This is a genomic window from Microbacterium resistens NBRC 103078 (assembly GCF_001552355.1).
Taxonomy (GTDB): Bacteria; Actinomycetota; Actinomycetes; order Actinomycetales; family Microbacteriaceae; genus Microbacterium; species Microbacterium resistens.
Window position 1 is genome coordinate 1 of sequence record NZ_BCRA01000002.1, and the last position, 19550, is coordinate 19550.

The 19550-nt window shown below is 70.6% G+C and carries 20 protein-coding genes; 17 read left to right on the top strand and 3 right to left on the bottom strand.

What is annotated here, in order from left to right; genetic code table 11:
* From MR1_RS19950 to rplQ, 7 genes are all read left to right on the top strand, one after another.
* Positions 1-239: hypothetical protein (locus MR1_RS19950; protein ID WP_217996155.1), on the top strand; the 239-nt coding region annotated here is incomplete at its 5' end.
* 240 nt (positions 240-479) lie between these two features.
* A complete protein-coding gene (gene infA, locus MR1_RS00170) occupies positions 480-701 on the top strand; it encodes a translation initiation factor IF-1 (RefSeq protein WP_018171468.1) in 222 nt (73 codons plus the stop codon).
* A gap of 65 nt (positions 702-766) precedes the next feature.
* The gene (gene rpmJ / locus MR1_RS00175; RefSeq protein WP_005050492.1) at positions 767-883 is read left to right on the top strand and encodes a 50S ribosomal protein L36; all 117 of its coding nucleotides are present in this window, start codon (positions 767-769) and stop codon (positions 881-883) included.
* 319 nt (positions 884-1202) lie between these two features.
* Positions 1203-1577: a 30S ribosomal protein S13 gene (rpsM, locus tag MR1_RS00180; RefSeq protein ID WP_067242101.1), complete on the top strand. Its 375-nt coding sequence runs from the start codon at positions 1203-1205 to the stop codon at positions 1575-1577.
* Positions 1578-1604: 27 nt separating this feature from the next.
* The gene (gene rpsK / locus MR1_RS00185; protein ID WP_017829189.1) at positions 1605-2003 is read left to right on the top strand and encodes a 30S ribosomal protein S11; all 399 of its coding nucleotides are present in this window, start codon (positions 1605-1607) and stop codon (positions 2001-2003) included.
* A 128-nt stretch (positions 2004-2131) separates the two neighbouring features.
* Positions 2132-3121 carry a DNA-directed RNA polymerase subunit alpha gene (locus MR1_RS00190; protein ID WP_067242104.1) on the top strand — a complete coding sequence of 330 codons (990 nt, stop codon included), beginning with the start codon at positions 2132-2134 and terminating at the stop codon, positions 3119-3121.
* 35 nt (positions 3122-3156) lie between these two features.
* Entirely contained in the window at positions 3157-3846 is a 690-nt protein-coding gene (rplQ, locus tag MR1_RS00195; RefSeq protein ID WP_067242108.1) for a 50S ribosomal protein L17, sunset domain variant, read from the top strand.
* Positions 3847-3918: 72 nt separating this feature from the next.
* Here rplQ and MR1_RS00200 read toward each other — a convergent pair whose 3' ends face one another.
* Positions 3919-5490 carry an AMP-binding protein gene (locus tag MR1_RS00200; protein WP_067242111.1) on the bottom strand — a complete coding sequence of 524 codons (1572 nt, stop codon included), beginning with the start codon at positions 5488-5490 and terminating at the stop codon, positions 3919-3921.
* Between the two features lie 185 nt (positions 5491-5675).
* Here MR1_RS00200 and truA point away from each other — a divergent pair, with 185 nt between their 5' ends.
* From truA to glmM, 6 genes are all read left to right on the top strand, one after another.
* Complete coding sequence (gene truA, locus MR1_RS00205; RefSeq protein ID WP_067242114.1) at positions 5676-6530, top strand: tRNA pseudouridine(38-40) synthase TruA; 855 nt, start codon at positions 5676-5678, stop codon at positions 6528-6530.
* Between the two features lie 188 nt (positions 6531-6718).
* Positions 6719-7603 carry a hypothetical protein gene (locus tag MR1_RS00210; protein ID WP_067242117.1) on the top strand — a complete coding sequence of 295 codons (885 nt, stop codon included), beginning with the start codon at positions 6719-6721 and terminating at the stop codon, positions 7601-7603.
* 40 nt (positions 7604-7643) lie between these two features.
* Positions 7644-8312 (top strand): endonuclease/exonuclease/phosphatase family protein, encoded by a 669-nt coding sequence (locus MR1_RS00215; protein WP_067242120.1) that lies wholly within the window; start codon positions 7644-7646, stop codon positions 8310-8312.
* Positions 8313-8521: 209 nt separating this feature from the next.
* A complete protein-coding gene (gene rplM / locus MR1_RS00220) occupies positions 8522-8968 on the top strand; it encodes a 50S ribosomal protein L13 (protein WP_067242136.1) in 447 nt (148 codons plus the stop codon).
* A gap of 25 nt (positions 8969-8993) precedes the next feature.
* Positions 8994-9479, top strand: coding sequence for a 30S ribosomal protein S9 (gene rpsI, locus MR1_RS00225; protein ID WP_067242140.1), 486 nt, complete (start codon positions 8994-8996; stop codon positions 9477-9479).
* Positions 9480-9496: 17 nt separating this feature from the next.
* On the top strand, positions 9497-10852 hold the full coding sequence (gene glmM, locus MR1_RS00230) for a phosphoglucosamine mutase (RefSeq protein ID WP_067242144.1): 1356 nt from the start codon (positions 9497-9499) through the stop codon (positions 10850-10852).
* A 128-nt stretch (positions 10853-10980) separates the two neighbouring features.
* Here the strand turns inward: glmM and MR1_RS00235 are convergent, their stop codons facing one another.
* Entirely contained in the window at positions 10981-11943 is a 963-nt protein-coding gene (locus MR1_RS00235; protein ID WP_067242147.1) for a Ppx/GppA phosphatase family protein, read from the bottom strand.
* 24 nt (positions 11944-11967) lie between these two features.
* On the bottom strand, positions 11968-13308 hold the full coding sequence (locus MR1_RS00240; RefSeq protein WP_067242151.1) for an aminotransferase class I/II-fold pyridoxal phosphate-dependent enzyme: 1341 nt from the start codon (positions 13306-13308) through the stop codon (positions 11968-11970).
* A gap of 137 nt (positions 13309-13445) precedes the next feature.
* Here MR1_RS00240 and MR1_RS00245 point away from each other — a divergent pair, with 137 nt between their 5' ends.
* The 4 genes from MR1_RS00245 to MR1_RS19590 all read left to right on the top strand — a co-directional run bounded on the left by MR1_RS00245 (position 13446) and on the right by MR1_RS19590 (position 19549).
* Entirely contained in the window at positions 13446-15167 is a 1722-nt protein-coding gene (locus MR1_RS00245; RefSeq protein WP_067242154.1) for an ABC transporter family substrate-binding protein, read from the top strand.
* 99 nt (positions 15168-15266) lie between these two features.
* On the top strand, positions 15267-16778 hold the full coding sequence (locus MR1_RS00250) for an ABC transporter substrate-binding protein (protein WP_067242157.1): 1512 nt from the start codon (positions 15267-15269) through the stop codon (positions 16776-16778).
* A gap of 4 nt (positions 16779-16782) precedes the next feature.
* Positions 16783-17769, top strand: a complete 987-nt coding sequence (locus tag MR1_RS00255; protein ID WP_067242159.1) for an ABC transporter permease — start codon at positions 16783-16785, stop codon at positions 17767-17769.
* Positions 17756-19549 (top strand): dipeptide/oligopeptide/nickel ABC transporter permease/ATP-binding protein, encoded by a 1794-nt coding sequence (locus MR1_RS19590; RefSeq protein ID WP_067242163.1) that lies wholly within the window; start codon positions 17756-17758, stop codon positions 19547-19549. The genes MR1_RS00255 and MR1_RS19590 overlap by 14 nt, the downstream gene beginning before the upstream one ends.
* The last annotated feature ends 1 nt before the right edge of the window (position 19550 follow it).

The window sequence follows — 19550 nt, forward strand, 5'->3', positions numbered from 1 at the left end:
CCGTCGCGAGCGCGTCGTCGACGGCCTCGACGTCCGGCGCCACGTCGGCATCCTCGGCCGCGGGGTCCTCCGCGGGCGGCACGGCTGCGAGCGGCCCCGGCGCCGATCTGGCGGTCACGGGCGGGGTCGTCTCCGGGTGGCCGCTCCTCCTCGGCGGGGCCGCGATCCTCGGCGGGATCGTGCTGGTGCTGCGCACCCTCGTGCGGCGTCACGAGGCCGGTGCGGTCGACGCGGACTGATCCTCCTCGCCGTGCGCGACGGCGCCGTCGGGGCGACCCGGCGGCGCCGTCGTCGTGGCCCCGGTCGTCGACCCGGGGCGGGAGCGATCGCGCATTTGCCCGTAGCGGGAAACGCGTCTACCATAGATCTTTGGTGCTTTGCGCCTCGGTCCGGCGTGTCCATGGACGTGTCCGGCGGGCCCTGCGCCATCCCATCCATCCACCGCAGATCGACCGGTCTGCAGAAGCGTCAGCGAGGCTATGGCTAAGAAAGACGGTGTCATCGAGATCGAGGGCGTCGTGTCCGAGGCTCTGCCCAACGCGATGTTCCGCGTTGAGCTCAGCAACGGCCACAAGGTTCTGGCAACGATCTCCGGAAAGATGCGGCAGAACTACATCCGCATCATCCCCGAGGACCGCGTGGTCGTGGAGCTCAGCCCCTACGACCTGACCCGCGGGCGCATCGTCTACCGCTACCGCTGATCGGTCGAGAAGTAACACCCCAGGCGTCCGCGCCTGCCCGGTGAAGACAGCGAACAGGAAACATCATGAAGGTCAACCCCAGCGTCAAGCCCATCTGCGATCACTGCAAGGTGATCCGCCGTCACGGGCGCGTCATGGTGATCTGCAAGAGCAACCCGCGCCACAAGCAGCGCCAGGGTTGATGCGGTGCGGCTCACTGCGACGAAGGAGCGTTGAGCCGCGACGGATCAAGGGTGAGCGAGCACGCGCGCAGCGCGAGCGAGCCGAAACCTCTCACGCAAGAAACTGACAACTCAACATCCGGTCCGCGGCGGGCGTTTCGTCTCGCTTCGCTCGCTCAACGACCGGGACCACCGGTCCGCGGCGGGCGTTTCGTCTCGCTTCGCTCGCTCAACGACCGGGACCACACGGCAGGATCAGAACCCGCAAGGGGGACACCTCGGGGCGGAGGCCCGGGCACCGATCCTGCTCCACACCTCCACAACATCCAGGAGATTCCGCATGGCACGTCTTGCCGGCGTCGACATCCCGCGCGACAAGCGCGTGGTGATCGCCCTCACGTACATCTACGGCATCGGCCGTACCCGCTCGGTCGAGATCCTCAAGGCCACCGAGATCGACGAGTCGATCCGCGTCAAGGACCTCACCGACGACCAGCTCGTCGCCCTCCGCGACCACATCGAAGGCACCTACAAGGTGGAGGGTGACCTGCGCCGCGAGGTCGCCGCCGACATCCGCCGCAAGGTCGAGATCGGCTCCTACGAGGGCCTCCGTCACCGCCGTGGCCTGCCGGTCCGCGGTCAGCGCACCAAGACCAACGCGCGCACCCGCAAGGGCCCGAAGCGCACCGTCGCCGGCAAGAAGAAGGCCCGCTAAGCGGCCAGGGAATAGGAGAACACTTTCATGGCTGCACCCAAGGCCGCCGCGCGCAAGCCGCGCCGCAAGGAGAAGAAGAACATCGCGCTGGGCCAGGCCCACATCAAGTCGACGTTCAACAACACGATCGTCTCGATCACCGACCCGTCCGGCGCCGTCATCGCCTGGGCCTCGTCGGGCGGCGTGGGCTTCAAGGGCTCGCGCAAGTCCACCCCGTACGCCGCGGGCATGGCTGCCGAGTCGGCCGCCCGTCAGGCCGCTGAGCACGGTGTGAAGAAGGTCGACGTCCTCGTCAAGGGCCCGGGCTCGGGCCGCGAGACCGCGATCCGCTCGCTGCAGGCCGCCGGCCTCGAGGTGGGTTCGATCCAGGACGTCACGCCGCAGGCGCACAACGGCTGCCGCCCGCCGAAGCGCCGCCGCGTCTGATCGCCTTGTGCGCCTCCGATCCCTCCGCGGACCGGAGGCGCACCGGGGTGTCAGCACCGTCTTCACACAACTCAACACCTCACCCAACACGTGTCATATAGCGGGCACGTGATCGAAAGGAACACATAGTGCTCATCGCACAGCGTCCCACTCTCACCGAGGAAAAGATCTCCGAGAACCGCAGCCGGTTCATCATCGAGCCGCTCGAGCCCGGCTTCGGCTACACGATCGGAAACGCGCTGCGTCGCAGCCTTCTCTCCTCGATCCCCGGCGCCGCGGTCACCAGCATCCGCATCGACGGCGTCCTCCACGAGTTCAGCACCATCCCCGGGGTGAAGGAGGATGTCACCGAGATCATCCTCAACATCAAGCAGCTCGTCGTCTCCTCGGAGCGCGACGAGCCCATCACCGCCTACCTGCGCAAGACCGGCGCGGGCGAGGTCACCGCGGCGGACATCTCCGCTCCGGCGGGCGTCGAGGTGCACAACCCCGAGCTCGTCATCGCGACCCTCAACGAGACCGCGCGCTTCGAGCTGGAGCTCACGATTGAGCGCGGCCGCGGCTACGTGTCGGCGGCGCAGAACCGGAGCGAGTACGCCGAGGCCGGTCAGGTGCCGATCGACTCGATCTACTCGCCGGTGCTCAAGGTCAGCTACCGCGTCGACGCCACCCGTGCCGGGGAGCGCACCGACTTCGACAAGCTCGTGCTGGACGTCGAGACGAAGAACTCGATCGCCCCGCGCGACGCCGTCGCGTCGGCCGGCCGGACCCTGACCGAGCTGTTCGGCCTCGCCCGCGAGCTGAACGTCGAGGCCGAGGGCATCGAGATCGGCCCGGCGCCGGTCGAGGCCGTCCTCTCGAACGAGCTGTCGATGCCGATCGAGGACCTCGATCTGTCGGTCCGCTCGTACAACTGCCTCAAGCGCGAAGGCATCAACACGGTGTCCGAGCTCGTCGCCCTCTCGGAGACGCAGCTCATGAACATCCGCAATTTCGGACAGAAGTCGGTGGACGAGGTGCGCGACAAGCTCGTCTCGCTCGGCCTGTCGCTGAAGGACTCGGTGCCCGGTTTCGACGGCGCCCACTTCTACGGCGGCTCCGAAGACGAGTCCTTCTGATACCCGACCCTTTCCGATCCAGGAGATAGACGACAATGCCCAAGCCCACCAAGGGTCCCCGCCTCGGAGGAGGCCCCGCCCACGAGCGTCTGCTGCTTGCGAACCTCGCCGCGGCGCTGTTCACGCACAAGTCGATCAAGACGACCGAGACCAAGGCCAAGCGCCTGCGTCCGCTCGCCGAGCGACTGGTCACGTTCGCCAAGCGCGGTGACCTGCACGCCCGTCGCCGCGTGCTGTCGATCCTGCGCGACAAGGACGCCACGCACGTCCTGTTCGCCGAGATCGCGCCGCTCGTCGCCGAGCGAGAGGGCGGCTACACCCGCATCACGAAGGTCGGCAACCGCAAGGGCGACAACGCCCCGATGGCCGTGATCGAGCTCGTCCTCGAGCCGGTCGCGCCCAAGAAGAAGGCTGCCGCCAAGCCCGCGGCCAAGGCGGACAAGTCCGCCAAGGCCGAGGAGGCCCCCGCTGAGGTCGTCGAGGAGGCGACCGAGGCCGAGGAGACCGCCGCTCCCGCCGCGCTCGTCGACGGCGGCTTCGGCGAGGACTCCGCCGCTCCGCTCGAGGACGGCTCGGCTCCCGAGGGCTTCGACATCAAGGGCAACAAGGACTCGATGAAGTACCACCGCCCCGACGGCCAGTGGTACGACGCGACCGTCGCCGAGGTGTGGTTCCGCACCGCGGAGGCCGCCGAGGCCGCCGGCTTCACCGAGGCCGGCAAGTAAGCCGCTCCCTCCGACAGAAGGGCCCCGCCGTACGGCGGGGCCCTTCTGCGTCTCCTGCTCGTCCGGGCGGGATCAGCGCACGCGGAGGTCCTTGCGCAGGATCTTGCCCGAGCTCGACTTCGGGATCTGCTCGATGAACTCCACGACCCGCACCTTCTCATGCGGGGCGACGTGCGCGGCGACATGGGCTATGACGCCGTCCGCGTCGAGCTGCGCCCCCTGCTGGAGGACGACGAACGCCTTCGGCACCTCCTGGCCGTCCTCGTCGAGAGTCCCCACGACCGCGGCGTCGGCGATGGCGGGGTGCTCGAGCAGCACCGCCTCCAGCACCGCCGGGGCGACCTGGTAGCCCTTGTACTTGATGAGCTCCTTCAGGCGGTCGACGATGCGGAACACGCCGTCCGCGGTCACCGTGGCCACATCGCCCGTGTGCAGCCAGCCGTCCTCGTCCAGCATCTCGGCGGTGGCCTCGGGGCGGTTCAGGTAGCCGACCATGATCTGCGGCCCGCGGAGGAGGAGCTCGCCGGGATCGCTCGTCCCGGAGGCGGGGACCACGACGTCGCCGCCGTCCTCCGCGACGATGCGCGCCTCGGTGTTCGCCAGCAGGACGCCGATGCTGGAGCGGTCGATGTCGGGTCGGTCGACGGGGATCGCGTGGACGACGGGACTCGTCTCCGTCATCCCGTATCCCTGGCAGACGGTGCAGTCCAGCCGCTCCGCGACGGCGCGGGCGAGGGCGCCGTCGAGCGGCGCCGCACCGGAGAACACGACCTTCACCGCCGAGAGATCGAACTGGTCGACGAGCGGGTGCTTCGCGAGCGCGACCGCGATCGGCGGGGCGATGAACACCCACGACGTGCGGTGCTCGGAGGCGACGCGGAGGAACTCGGCGAGGTCGAACTTCGGCATCGTCACGAGCGTGGCGCGCTGGCGAAGCGCGAAGTTCAGCAGCACGGTCATCCCGTAGATGTGGAAGAACGGCAGCACGGCGAGGACCCGATCGTCCTCGCCGAGGCTGATCGTGGTGCTGCTCTGGGCGACGTTGGCGACGAGGTTCCGGTGGGTGAGCATCACGCCCTTGGGTCGGCCGGTGGTGCCGGAGGAGTAAGGCAGGACGGCCAGGTGCGTCGCCGGGTCGAACGAGACGTCCGGCGCGGCGTGCCCCTCGCCGAGCAGCGCGGGAAGGGACGGATGGCCCTCGGCGCCGTCGAGCACGATGACGTGGTCGTCGGCGATGCCGAGCTTCTCGGCGGCGGCCTTCGCGCCCGGCAGCAGCGGGCTCACGGTGACGATCCATTCGGCGCCGGCGTCCGTGAGCTGCGCGGCGATCTCCTCGGCCGTGTAGAGGGAGTTGATGGTGGTCGCGGTGGCGCCGGCGCGAAGCAGGCCGTGGAAGACGGTCCCGAACGCCGGGATGTTCGGGCAGAGCACGCCGACGACGGTTCCGACGCCGACCCCGCGGGCGGCGAGGGCCCCGGCGAAGAGGTCGATCTGCGCGAGGAGCTGACGATAGGTGGTCTCGGCGCCGGAGGTGCCGTCGACGATCGCCGTCGTGTCGAGGCGCGCGTCGTCGAGGGTTCCGAAGAGGAACTCGTGGATCGAGACGTTCGGGATCTCGATGTCGGGGTGGGGACTGCGGATCATGGGATCTCCTTCGGATCGCAACACTGCGTTCGGGATTCGCGCGGTCGCCCGAGACCGGCTTCGTGCGATTCAGTCTCGCACAACCTGACACGCAGTCCCAGGGTGATCTTCGCGGCGAGGATCCGCCGGAGCGCGGTCGGCCGACGCGGAGACGCCGTCGTCCCGCCGCTCGATACCCTGGACTCGTGCGCATCCGCCTCGACATCTCCTACGACGGCACCCACTTCCGCGGGTGGGCGCGGCAGCCGGGGCTCCGCACCGTGCAGGGCACGATCGAGCAGGCCCTCGCGCGGATCGTCGGATCGGAGGCGCAGCTCGTGGTCGCGGGGCGCACGGACGCCGGGGTGCACGCGAGCGGCCAGGTCGCCCACGTGGATCTCGACGAGACGCAGTGGGCCCGCGTCCGTGCGCGCCGGGGGCCTGACGCGGAGGATCCCGCGGGATCGCTCGCCCGCCGGCTGCGCGGGGTGCTCGGGGCGTACGCCGATGCCACCGTGACGCGGACCTCGATCGCTCCGGAGGGCTTCGACGCCCGGTTCTCCGCGGTCTGGCGCCGATACCGCTACCGGCTCGCGGATGACGTGAGCGGGTACGACCCGCTGGCCCGGCACGACACGACCTCGATCCGCGGAGAGCTCGACGTCGCCGCCATGGACGAGGCCGCCCGCGGGCTGATCGGCCTGCACGACTTCGCGGCGTACTGCAAGGCGCGCGAGGAGGCCACGACGATCCGCACGCTCCTGGACTACCGCTGGCGGCGCGACGACGCCGGGGTCCTGGTCGCGGAGGTCAAGGCGGACGCGTTCTGTCACAGCATGGTGCGCGCGCTGGTCGGAGCCTGCGCCGCGGTGGGGGAGGGACGTCTGGGCCCGGGCGACCTCGTGCGGCTGCGCGACGAGCTCACCAGGACGAGCGCGTTCAAGGTGCTCGCGGCGCGCGGGCTCACCCTCGCGGAGGTCGGGTACCCCGCGGACGAGCTGCTCGCGGCGCGTGCCGCGCAGACCAGGAACCGTCGAGATCGGGACGACCCGATCGACTGACCCCCGGCATCCGGCTCGGAACGGCGGTCCCCGGCGGCCGGTCCCCCGACCGGCCACCGGGGCGGGGGAGGTGCCCCGGCGACGGCCCCAGTGCTCGCGTCGCCGGAGACGACCTGCCCGTCCCAGGCGGGCGGTGGCCGTAGGGTGAAGCTACTCGAAGCCTCTTCACACGACGCCGGGGGACTGTGATGGACGAACGCGACGACGCCGACACGGGCTTCGCCGGTGCGCTCAGCGAGGCGATCGCCGCCAGCGGGCTGTCCCTGAGCAGCCTCCACGCCCGTCTCCGGGACAACGGCAACCCGGTGTCGGTCACGACGCTCAGCTACTGGCGCTCCGGGGCCCGTCACCCCGAGAGCGCGACGTCGCTGAGCGCGATCGAGGACCTCGAGCGCATCCTCGGGCTGGATCCGGGGTCGCTCTCGCGTCTGGTGTCTCCGTTCGCCCGGCTGGGGGCGGTCCCCGCGCCGCAGGTGCCCTTCGACGCCGAGCGGGAGCGGCGCGAGACCGAGGAGACGTTCGCCGCGCTGGGAGCGGCGCCCCAGGCCGCCATCCGAGACCTGTCGACGCACATGACGGTGCACGTCGGTGCGGACGGCGCGGTCGAACGGACGACGACGCGTGCCCTGATCCAGGTGACCCGCGGCGTCGTCGAGGAGCTGCCGCTGATCGACGTCGCACCCGAGGAGACCGAGGTCACCCCGGTGATCGAGGACGTGCGCGGCGGGAGGATGGCGCGCGAGTGGCGGCACCCCGGCGGACTGCTGTCGGGCATCGTGATCGCCTTCGACGAGCCGGTCGTCGCCGGCGAGACCGCCCTCATCGAGTTCACCGAACGCCTCCCGCCGGGGTATCCGCCCCGCCGAAGCGCCTGGCACGGCACCGCGCGGCCCTCCCGGGAGACGCTGATCTGGGTGATCTTCCCCGAGGGCGCCGAACCCGACTGGTGCGAGGAGTACGTCGAGCGGGACGGCGCGCCGGAGACCTCCTCGCCGGCGCTCCTGCTGGGGCGGACCGCGCACGCCTTCCGGCACGGCTTCGGACCCGGCGTCCTCGGCCTCCGGTGGGGCTGACCCACCGGACGTCCGGGAGTCCGGAGTAGCGTGGGTGCCGATGAGGGTGATCTCGTACAACCTGCGCAAGCACCGCGCCGCCGGCGAGCTGCACGACCTGGCCGACGTGCACGCGGCGGATCTCCTCTGCCTGCAGGAGGCCGACACCCAGGCGCTCCCGGAGCGGCTGGGCGGGCTCGTCCTCGCCCGCGCCACCCAGGGGAACCGCCTCGGGCTCGCCGTCTACCACCGGGAGAACACCTTCCGCGTGGGGGAGGTGCGCGCGTTCGAACTGAAGAAGTCCCTGCACGACCGCGTCCTGCGCCCCGCGCACGAACGGGTGCTCGGCGTGCGGCTGCGCGACATCGACAGCGGCGGCGACTTCGTGATCGCGTCCTTCCACGCGGCGCCCCTCACGGCGTTGAACTCGCTGCGCCGCCATCAGATCCGGGCGGCGCTGGACGCCCTCACGGAGCTCGGCGACGGCCTTCCCATCCTGATGGTGGGCGACTACAACTACCCCGTGTTCAAGGAGAACCTCGGCCAGGCCGTCCGCGACCACGGCTACACCCTGACCCTGAGCGACGAGCGCACGTACACGCGGTACCGGGTGTTCCGCGGGCACTACGACTTCGCGACGTCCATCGGCTTCGACATCCGGGAGATCCGGACCCTCGCTCAGGGGTCCAGCGACCACCGTCCGATCCTCGTCGTCGCCGAGCCGGGCTGAACCGGGGCATTTGGGGAAGACGGTCGGATGCCGTAAGCTATCCCTTTGGTGCCCCATGCCTCGGCGTGTCCGAGGGGCGGGGCGCACGAACGTGAGCCCTCCACTGGCGCCCTTCGGCAGGTGCAGGACCGGAAACGGTCCCGACGGTCGAAGCGCCCCGGAGCGGGATTCACGAACCTCTCCGTTCGAATCAAGAAAGCAGCACTATCGTGACGCGCACTTACACCCCGAAGGCCGGGCAGGTCCAGCGTGACTGGGTCGTCATCGACGCCACCGACGTCGTCCTCGGCCGTCTGGCTTCGCACGCCGCAGCGCTCCTGCGCGGCAAGCACAAGCCGACCTTCGCCAACCACATCGACTCCGGCGACTTCGTCATCATCGTGAACGCGGACAAGGTCGCGCTCACGGGCCAGAAGCTCCAGAAGAAGATCGCCTACCGCCACTCGGGCCACCCGGGCGGGCTCAAGGCCGTCGCCTACTCCGAGCTGCTCGAGAAGAACCCGGTCCGCGCCGTGGAGAAGGCCGTCCGCGGCATGCTCCCGAAGAACAGCCTCGGCCGCCAGCAGCTGGCGAAGCTGAAGGTGTACACGGGTGCCGAGCACCCGCACGCCGCGCAGCAGCCGAAGACGTACACCCTCGACCAGGTCGCCCAGTAAGCGCCGCCCAGATAAGGACATACTCGTGGCTGACATCCAGGACACCACCGAATTCCCGCAGAACTTCACCACCTCGACCCCTGAGGCCGAGGCCGTCGAGAGCGCGCCCCGCCCCGTGCTGAGCGTCCCCGGCGCCGCCGTGGGCCGCCGCAAGCAGGCCATCGCCCGCGTGCGCCTCGTCCCCGGCTCGGGCACCATCACGGTCAACGGCCGCACGCTCGAGGACTACTTCCCGAACAAGCTGCACCAGCAGCTGATCAACGACCCGTTCACGGTGCTGAACCTGCAGGGTGCGTACGACGTCATCGCGCGCATCTCGGGTGGCGGCGACTCGGGCCAGGCCGGCGCCCTGCGTCTCGGCATCGCCCGTGCGCTCAACAACATCGACGCCGAGAACAACCGCCCGGTCCTGAAGAAGGCCGGCTTCCTCTCGCGCGACGCCCGCGTCATCGAGCGCAAGAAGGCCGGTCTCAAGAAGGCCCGCAAGGCTCCTCAGTACTCGAAGCGCTGATCCTCACAGTCCCTTCTATGGCACTGTTCGGTACGGACGGCGTGCGTGGGCTGGCCAACGGCCCCCTCACCGCCGATCTCGCGCTCACCCTGGCCCAGGCGACTGCCGTCGTCCTGGGCCAGGGCCGTATCGCCGAGGCGCGCAGGGCCGCCGGCAAGCGGCTCACCGCCGTCGTCGCCCGCGACCCGCGGATCTCGGGACACTTCCTCAGCGCCGCCGTGGAGGCGGGGCTCGCCTCCTCGGGCGTCGACGTCCTGGACGCCGGCACCCTGCCCACGCCGGCGGCGGCGTTCCTCATCGCGGACGTGGACGCGGACTTCGGGGTCATGATCTCGGCGTCGCACAACCCGGCGCCCGACAATGGCATCAAGATCTTCGCTCGCGGAGGGGTCAAGCTCCCCGACGTCGTCGAGCAGCGGATCGAGGCCGCGATGGCGGGCCCGAAGCTCCAGCCGACCGGCGCGGACGTGGGGCGCATCCAGCGCTTCTCGGACGCGGAGGACCGGTACGTCATGCACCTGCTGGCGTCGCTGCCGCACCGCCTCGACGGCATCCACGTCGTGCTGGACTGCGCGCACGGCGCCGCCTCCGGCGCCTCGCCCGAGGCGTTCCGCAACGCCGGGGCGAAGGTGACCGTGATCGGCGCGGACCCGGACGGCATCAACATCAACGACGGCGTCGGCTCCACGCATCTGGACAAGCTGGCGGCCGAGGTCGTGCGCGTCGGGGCGGACGTCGGGATCGCCCACGACGGAGACGCCGACCGCTGTCTCGCCGTGGACTCCGAGGGCAACGTCGTCGACGGCGACCGGATCATGGCGATCCTGGCCGTCGCGATGAAGCAGCGGGGCAAGCTCGCCCAGGACACGCTCGTCGCGACCGTGATGAGCAACCTCGGGCTGCACGTCGCGATGCGCGAGCACGGCATCACCGTGCGCACGACCGGCGTGGGCGACCGCTACGTTCTGGAGGACATGAACGCCGGCGGGTTCTCGCTCGGCGGCGAGCAGTCCGGGCACGTGATCCTCAGCGACTTCGCCACCACGGGCGACGGGCTCCTCACGGGCCTGCATCTCGTGGCCGAGATGGCCCGTCAGCGCAAGACGCTGGCGGAGCTCGCGTCCGTCATGACCGTCTACCCGCAGGTGCTCGTCAACGTCACGGACGTGGATCGCACCCGCACGGACGACGAGGTCGTGACCGCGGCGGTGCGCGAGGTCGAGGCCGAGCTCGGCGAGTCCGGCCGCGTGCTCCTTCGGGCCTCCGGCACCGAGCAGCTCGTGCGCGTGATGGTGGAGGCCGCGGATGCGGAGTCCGCCCACGCCTTCGCCGAGCGCCTCGCGGACGTCGTCCGCGCGCGCCTGGCCCTTTAGCGTACGCCTCGCCCAGCGTCATCGGGTTGCACCGAATCAGGCAGACGCGCGGGATCAGGCAGATGGCAGCAGATGTCGCCTGAGCTCGCGCGTCTGCCTGATTTCGCGCGCTCCCGCGGGGCGCCAGATCAGGCGTGCGCGGCGTGCGGGGCGGGAGCGGGACTCCAGGCGAGCTGCTCGATGTAGCGCAGCAGCACGCCCTCGCGCAGCGCCCAGGGCGACACCTCCAGCTCGTCCACGTCGAGGGCGGTCATCGCGGTGTGCAGCACGACGGCGGCGGCGACGATCTGGAAGGTCCGGTCCGGCGTGATCCCGGGAAGCTCCTGCCGTGCGGAGGCGGGAAGGCGCGCGAGTCGCGGGATCCAGGATCCCAGGGCGGTGCGCGGCAGCAGCAGCCGCTCCGATCCGGACCACCCGACCGCCTGGTAGCCGACGAGCCGGGCCAGGGAGCGGATCGCCTTCGAGGAGCCCACGGCGTGGTCGGGGGAGGGGAGGGCGGCGAAGCGCTCCGCGATCGGGGCGATCACCTCGGACGCATGCGCGCGCAGGTGCTCGGCCGCGTCCTCGCCCGGCGGGTCGTCGGGGAGGAACCCGATCGTCATGCGCCCGGCCCCGAGAGGCGCCGAGACGGCGAGGTCGGGCAGCTCCTCGGATCCGGCGGCCAGCTCCAGGGATCCGCCGCCGATGTCGAAGAGCAGGATGTTCCCCGCCGACCACCCGAACCAGCGCCGGACGGCGAGGTAGGTGAGCTCCGCCTCGGTCTCGCCGGCGAGGACCTGCAGCGGCTGCCCCAGCGCCGCCTCGATCCGGGCGATCACCTCCGGTCCGTTGGACGCGGACCGCACGGCGCTCGTCGCCGTCGCCAGCAGCGCGTCGACCCGTTCCGCCTCGGCGACGCGCCGGGCCTGCGTGACGGCGGTCTCCAGCGCGACGACGCCCTCCTCGCTGATCGCGCCGGACGGCGTCAGGAACCGCATGAGGCGGAGGATCGACCGGTCGCTCGTGGTCGCGAGCGGGCGGCCACCGGGGTGGACGTCCGCCGCGAGCAGGTGCACGGTGTTGGATCCGATGTCGAGCACTCCCAGTCGCACGTGACGAGACTACTCGCCGCGCGCTCACCGGACGGGGAACGGCCGGCACGCCGCCGCGATGAGCTCCGCCACCTCCTCGTGGTCCCCGTCCACGGCGGCGCTGTTCACGTGCACGCGCTCCTCGGGGAACGGCGCGGCCTGGAAGAAGCGGCCCGGGTGCACCGCGATCCCCTGCTGACTGAGCCGGGTGCAGACCGAGTGGTCGTCCGGGACCGGCAGCCAGATGCACGGGCCCGCGGACGGCTCGACCTCGATTCCGCGCGCCCGCAGGGCGTCGGCGAGGAGGCGGAACCGGTCGCGCACGCCGTCGCACAGGGCGTCGAGCTCTCGCCGCGACGCGTCGTCGGTGAGCAGGAAGGCGAGCGCGCCCTGCACGAGGCGGCTGACGAAGCGCGTGGAGTACGTCAGCCGCATCCACATCGCGTCGATGAGCTCCGAGGTCCCGCCGACGACCGAGACGCGCATGTCGGCGCCGAAGAAGAGGTTGTAGGAGCGGATCTGCGTGACCTGTCGCGGCCGGAATCTCCCCAGCGACACGTGCTCCGGATGCAGCAGCGACAACTGCGAGAGCTCGAGGATCGGGAGGGTGTCCGGCAGGAACTCGGCGGCGGCCTCCGCCCATCCCGCCGTGACGGAGCGGCCGGAGGGCATCTGGCCGGTCGGCTGATACACGAAGGCCACGGGCTTGCTGACGAGGGCGCGGCGCAGTGCGACGAGGTCCGGCCCCTCGACGCCGTACTCGACGGCGACGGCCCGCGCGCCCAGCGCCTCGAGGACGTCGAGGATCCGTCCGTGCGTGGGGGACTCGACGATCACCGCGTCCCCGGGCTTGACGAGCAGGGAGAGCGCGAGCTCGACGCCGTCCATGAGCCCGTGCATGGTCACGAAGCGCTCGGGCTCGAACGGCCAGGTCCGGCGCACCGCATCCTCCAGCTCGGCGGTGATCGGCTCCGCGAACGGCTCGTGGAGCCGCGGCTGGGTCACGGACCACGCCATGGCGCGGGAGAGGTCGGGGTACGTCAGCCCGTCGGTGCGGATGTTCGCGAGGTCGCGCACGCCGCTGACGGTGCTCCGGATCATGCTCTCGTACCGCAGCGCCCGCGGTGTGGGCGGCTTGCCCAGGACCACGGTCCCCCCGCGGCGGCGGGTCTCGATGAGGCCTCTCGCGCCGAGCTCGCGCCACGCCTCGCCCACCGCGGACCTGCTCATCCCGCAGTCCTCGGCGACCTCGCGCACGGTCGGCAGCCGGTCGCCCGGCGCGAGAAGGCCCGCGGTGATCATGTCCGCGACCGTCTGCGTGAGCGCCGCCGTGGTCCGCAGGGTCATGCGGCTGCGCAGGAGATCCAGGGGTGTCGGATCCTCCATCGTCCTCCTTTATGTCCGGGGACATATTGGTCTTGTAGTTCCTCTTTGGCCGATCATAGGATCCGACCAAGTGATCTGCCAAGGGCCGACCCGACCGTGTCCCTCCTGATCGCGACCCGAATCCAAAGGAGGATGTCATGCCCAGGTCCCGGAGCCCCTTCCCCTCCCGGCGCCGCCGTGCCGCACTGACCGTCGCCGCCTCGATCGCCGGCCTGTCGCTGGCGTTCACCGGATGCGCACCGCTTCCCTCGACGTCCGGCGACACGGGCGCGGCGACCGACGCCCCGGTCGAGACGGTCGCCGACGGAGGCTCCCTCACCTTCGCCGCGACGTCGCCGATGGAGGACTGGAACCCGCTGTCCGCCGCGGGGGACACCACGGGCCAGCGCCAGCAGCAGTGGCCGATGTACCCGCACCCCTTCCTCAGCCAGCCGGACACCTCCGTCGTCCTCAACGAGGCGCTGCTCGAGTCCGCCGAGGTCACCGAGACGGACCCGATGACGGTCGTGTACCGGATCCAGGACGACGCGGTCTGGTCCGACGGCGTTCCGATCACGGCCGACGACTTCGCGTACACCCAGGCGGTCCAGGACCCGGAGAGCTGCCCGGACTGCCTCGCGGCCTTCACCGACGGCTACGACTCGATCGAGAGCGTCACCGGCAGCGAGGACGGGAAGACCGTCACCATGGTCTACTCCGAGCCGTTCTCGCAGTGGCGCGCGCTGTTCAACTACCTCCTTCCGGCCCACATCGCCGAGGGGCACGGAGACCTCGCGACCTCCTTCAACCAGGGCTTCAGCCAGAACGTCCCCGCGTTCTCCGGCGGCCCGTACATCGTGAAGGAGTACACCGAGGGGATCTCCCTCACCCTGGCCAAGAACCCGAAGTGGTACGGCGAGCCCGCGCACCTGGACGAGGTCATCATCCGCTACATCAAGGGCCAGGGCGAGCAGGTCACGGCCCTGCAGAGCGGCGAGGTGCAGATGGTCTACATGAACCCGACCGTCGACACGGTCGAGCAGGTCAAGACGATGCCGAGCACCACGTACAGCATCGGTGCGACGCTGACCTATGCCCACCTCGGCATGAAGACCACGGGCGACGTGATGAGCGACCCCGCGCTTCGCAAGGCGATCTACACGGCGATGAACTTCTCCGACATGTACGCCCGCACCGCGGGGCAGGCGGCGCCCGACGTCCCGCTCATGCAGAGCGCCGTCTACGTCCCCGGGCAGCGGATCGGCGGGGTCGAGGCCTACCGTCCCAACACGGAGAAGGTCGGCATGGGGATCGGGGACGTCGAGAAGGCCACGAAGATCCTCGAGGACGCCGGCTACTCGATCGAGGGGGGAAAGCTCCTGCTCCCCGACGGCTCGCCGCTGCGCGACCTCACCTTCCTCACCTACGCCGCCGACCAGACCCGCATGGACATCGCCGTGATCGCGCAGCAGCAGCTCAAGGAGATCGGGATCACGATCGTCATCGACCCCGCCGACGGCGCCCGCTACTCGCCCGCGCTGCGGGAGGGCTCGTTCGACATCATGGCCACCGGGACCGCGCTCGATCTCGGACCGCTCTCGATCCAGCAGTGGTACGGCACCGGTGCGCCCCGCTCCTTCGGGTACAGCAACCCCGAGGTGGATGACCTGCTCGCCCGGGCCTCGGCGGAGCTGGACGAGGAGAAGCAGGTGGAGCTGATGAACGAGCTCGACCTCCTCCTCCTCGAGGACGGCGTGGTGATGCCGCTCTTCGCCTACAGCAACATGGCCGCCTACGCGGACAAGTACCGCAACATCCACGTCGACCCGAGCAAGTACGGCGTGACGATGAACATCGAGCAGTGGGGCATCGCCGAATGACGCACTCCGCGCGGGCCGGCCGACGCAGCCCGGCCCGCGCGGTCCTCCCGATGCACGACATCGGACGCTGCGTGCTCGACCCCTACGAAAGGTGACCCCTTGACCACCGATTTCATCGTCGTGACCCCGGACGACGCCGTCGAATTCAACGACGTGTATCGCAACGTGACCGGAAGCGCCGGATACATCGCGTGCAACAACCTGTACAGCCGGCTGGTGCTCAACGAGTGGAGCGACATCCACCCGTATCCCGACCTCGCGACGCACTGGGAGTGCCTGGACGGCGCCCGTCGCTGGCGCTTCCACCTGAACCAGGCCGCGCGCTGGCACGACGGGACCCCGCTCACGGCGCACGACGTCCACTACACCCACACCCACGCCATCGCGAACGGCTACACCGGCGGGCGGATGCTCAAGGACGTCGCAGCGATCGAGATCGTGAACGACCACACCCTCGACTACCACCTGAAGGGCCCGAACTCGGGCTTCCTCGTGATGCTCGGGAACTTCGTCTGGACCCACATCCTCCCCGCGCACCTGTACGAGGGGACCGACTGGGCGACGAACCCGCACAACCTCGACCCGGTCGGATCCGGGCCCTTCCGCTTCGCCGAGTGGATCCCCGGCGACCGGATCGTCATGGAGGCGGTGAAGGACCACTGGGGCCCGCGCCCCGAGATCGACCGGCTGATCCTCAAGATCGTCCCCGATCGCGACGAGTGCGTGCGGATGCTCGCCCGCGGCGAGGCGCACTACTTCCCGCAGGACACGCTCACGAAGGACCGGCTGCCGCTGCTGGAGGGCGCGACCGCCGGCATCGAGCTCATGCTCGACCGCGGACCGGGACAGGCCCTCCTCGACTTCAACCAGGCGCAGGACCGGTGGAAGGACGTGCGCGCCCGCCGGGCGATCGCCCAGGCGGTCGACCGCTCGGAGATCGACGCGCTCGGCGACCCTGGCATCTCGCAGGCCTGGGACCACTACCTGCTCGCCAGCACGGACTGGGCGTTCAACGCGGAGGCGAAGGCGCCCGCGCACGATCCGGCCGGCGCCGAGGAACTGCTGGACGAGGTCGGGATGACGCGCGGCGCGGACGGACGCCGCGGCCACCTGCGCCTGTACTACATGGACACGTTCGACGGGCACCGTCCGCTCGCACGGATCGTGGCGGACCAGCTCGACCGGGTCGGCTTCGACGTGACGTGGTCGGGGCTGAGCTCTGTCGACTGGGCGAACACGATCACGCGCGACCGCGACTTCGACCTCATCATCATCGGCGGATCCATGACCCCGGACCCGGAGATCATGTCGACGAAGTACTCGACCGGCGGCGACAACAACGTCGGCGGGCACGCGAACCCGGAGGTCGACGCGGCGTTCCAGCGGGCCAGGGAGGCCCTGACGATCCCCGAGCGCGGGGAGCACTACCGGGAGCTCCAGACCGTCCTCGCCCGGGACGTGGAGTACGTCCCGCTGTTCTGGTACGGCACCTACTTCGCCCGCAGCACGGACTTCTTCGGCTGGTCGGACCAGGTGGCGTACACGGTCCCGTGGTGGCACTGGGGCCGGATCCGGCCCGTCGCGACCGCGGACCGCGTGGCGGCGGGCTGACGCGATGGTCGGGATGATCCTGCGCCGATTCGGCAGCGCGCTCATGGTGCTGCTGCTGTCGACGGTGCTCATCTTCGTGATCGTCGGCGTCTCCGGCGACCCGCTGGCGGAGCTGCGCGATCGCCAGCCGCCCGTGTCGGAGAGCGTGATCTCCGCGGAGGAGCACCGTCTCGGCCTGGATCTCCCGATCGCCCAGCGCTACGTCCTGTGGCTCGGCGGACTGCTCCGAGGGGACTTCGGCCCCTCGGTGCAGCCCGCCAGAGACATCGGCGCGGAGCTGGGCAGCCGGATCGGCGTGAGCCTTCAGCTCGTCGGCGTCGCCGTCGTCATCGCCCTCGTATTGGCGGTGCTCGCCGGCACGGTCTCGGCGCTGCGGCAGCGGCGCTGGCCCGACGTCGTGCTCACCCCGACGGCGTTCGTCCTGCTGGCGCTGCCCTCGTTCTGGCTGGCCGTCCTGCTCAAGCAGTGGGGGATCGGGTTCAACGAGCTGACCGGATACCAGGTCTTCGCTACGGTCGGGGCGACCTCCATCCCCGCGCCCACCGACCCGCTGGCCTCGTTCCTGGACAGCGCCGCCCACCTCGTCCTGCCCACGATCGTCCTCACTCTCGTGCACTACGCGGTGTGGAGCCGCTATCAGCGCACGGCCGTGGCGGAGAGCCTCGGCAGCGACCACGTCCGCTTCGCCGTGCTCAAGGGCCTGCCCCGGCGGACCGTGGTCTGGTCGTACGTCGTGCGGCCCGCGCTGGTGCCCATCGTCACCATCGTCGCGCTGGATCTTCCCGCCCTGTTCTCCGGCGCCGTGATCACCGAGACGGTGTTCCAGTGGCGCGGGATGGGCGTCTTCCTGCTGGAGTCGATCACGCTGCGGGACACGAACGCGGTGATGGCCTGGCTGCTCATCGCCGCGGCCGCCGTCGTGCTGTTCAACCTGATCGCCGACCTGCTCTACCTCGTCCTCGACCCCCGGGTGCGCTATGTCTCTCACTGAGCCGTCGAACCGCTCGCCCAAGACCGAGCTCGTCGCGACGGCCGCGGCGGACGGCAGCGGTCAGTTCCGCGTCGTGCTGCGCCGGTTCCTGCGCCACCGGACCGGGATCGTCGCCCTCGGCGTGCTCGCACTGCTCGTCGTCGTCGCGATCGTCGTGCCGCCGCTGTGGCCGTACGCGGCGGGCCAGATCACTCCCGACCTGTCGGCGAGCCCCAGCCTGCAGCACCCGATGGGCACCGATCAGCTCGGCCGCGACCAGTTCGCCCAGGTGCTCCGCGGGCTGCAGCAGTCGCTGCTCATCGCCTTCAGCGTGACCGTGGTGGCCACCGTCATCGGCACCGTCCTCGGCGTCGTGGCGGGCTACCTCGGCGCCGCCGTCGACGCCGCGATCATGCGGCTGGTCGATCTCACCCTGACCCTGCCGACCCTCGCGATCGCGGCCTTCCTCGGATCCGTGGTGCCGGCCGGCGGCGTGTCCTGGTTCGCCCTGTCGCTCGTGCTCGGCGTCCTGATGTGGACGTCCATGGCGCGCCTGGTCCGCGGAGTCGTCCTCGGGCTCCGGGCGCTGCCGTACGTGGACGCCGCGCGCACCATGGGAGCGGGCTCCCTCCGCGTCATGTTCCGCCACCTCATCCCGAACGTCGCGGACCACATCATCGTCGCGGCGACGCTGCTGTTCGGCGCCTCGATCCTCGCCGAGACGGGGCTGTCCTTCCTCGGCTTCGGGGTCCAGCCTCCGGACACCTCGCTCGGCCGCCTCGTGGCCGACGCGCAGTCGGCGGTGCTGACGCGGCCGTGGCTGTTCTACTTCCCGGGGCTGCTCATCATCCTGCTCGTGCTGTCGGTCAACTACATCGGCGAGGGGCTGCGGGACGCCGTGAACCCGAAGTCCGCCCCCGTGAACCCCCTCGACGCACGACCGATGGGGGGCGCCCGTCGCCGGACCCGCCGCGGCGCGACCCCGCGGGCGTCCGCCCCGCCGGAGACGGGCCGGCTCGTCGAGATCCGTGACTTCTCGGTCGAGTTCTCCGGGCGCGCCGTCGTCGACCGGATCAGCCTGGATCTGGCGCCGGGCAGCGTGACGGCGCTCGTCGGGGAGTCGGGCTCGGGGAAGACCCTCACCGCGCTGTCGCTCGTCGGACTCCTCCCGCCGACGGCGGTCGCGAGCGGGGAGCTGCGGTTCGACGGCATCGACCTCATGGAGCTGCGTTTCGAGCAGTGGCGTCGCCTGCGGGGCAGACGGATCGCCATGGTGCTGCAGGATCCCTCCACCTCGCTGAACCCGGTCCTCACGATCGGGCGGCAGTTCGCCGACCAGCTCCGGATGTCCGGGATCACCGGGGCGGCGCTCGACGAGCGGGCGACGGCGCTGCTGACCGGCGTCTCGATCAAGGACCCGGCACGAGTGCTGGCCTCCTACCCGCACCAGCTCTCGGGCGGCATGCGCCAGCGCGTGGTCATCGCGATGGCGATGGCGATGGATCCCGACCTCATCATCGCCGACGAGCCCACGACCGCGCTGGACGTGACGGTGCAGGCGCAGGTGATGAAGACCCTGGCCGCGGCGCGCGAGCGCACCGGCGCCTCGATGCTGTTCATCACGCACGACCTCGCCCTGGTCGCGGGCATCGCCGATCGCGTCGTCGTGATGCAGGCGGGACGGATCGTCGAGAGCGGCGACGTGCAGGACATCTTCACGGCACCGGCCCACGAGTACACGCGCAAGCTCCTCTCGCTCGCGCCCGATCTCAGCCGGCACGGCGCGATCGAGGAGGCCTGAC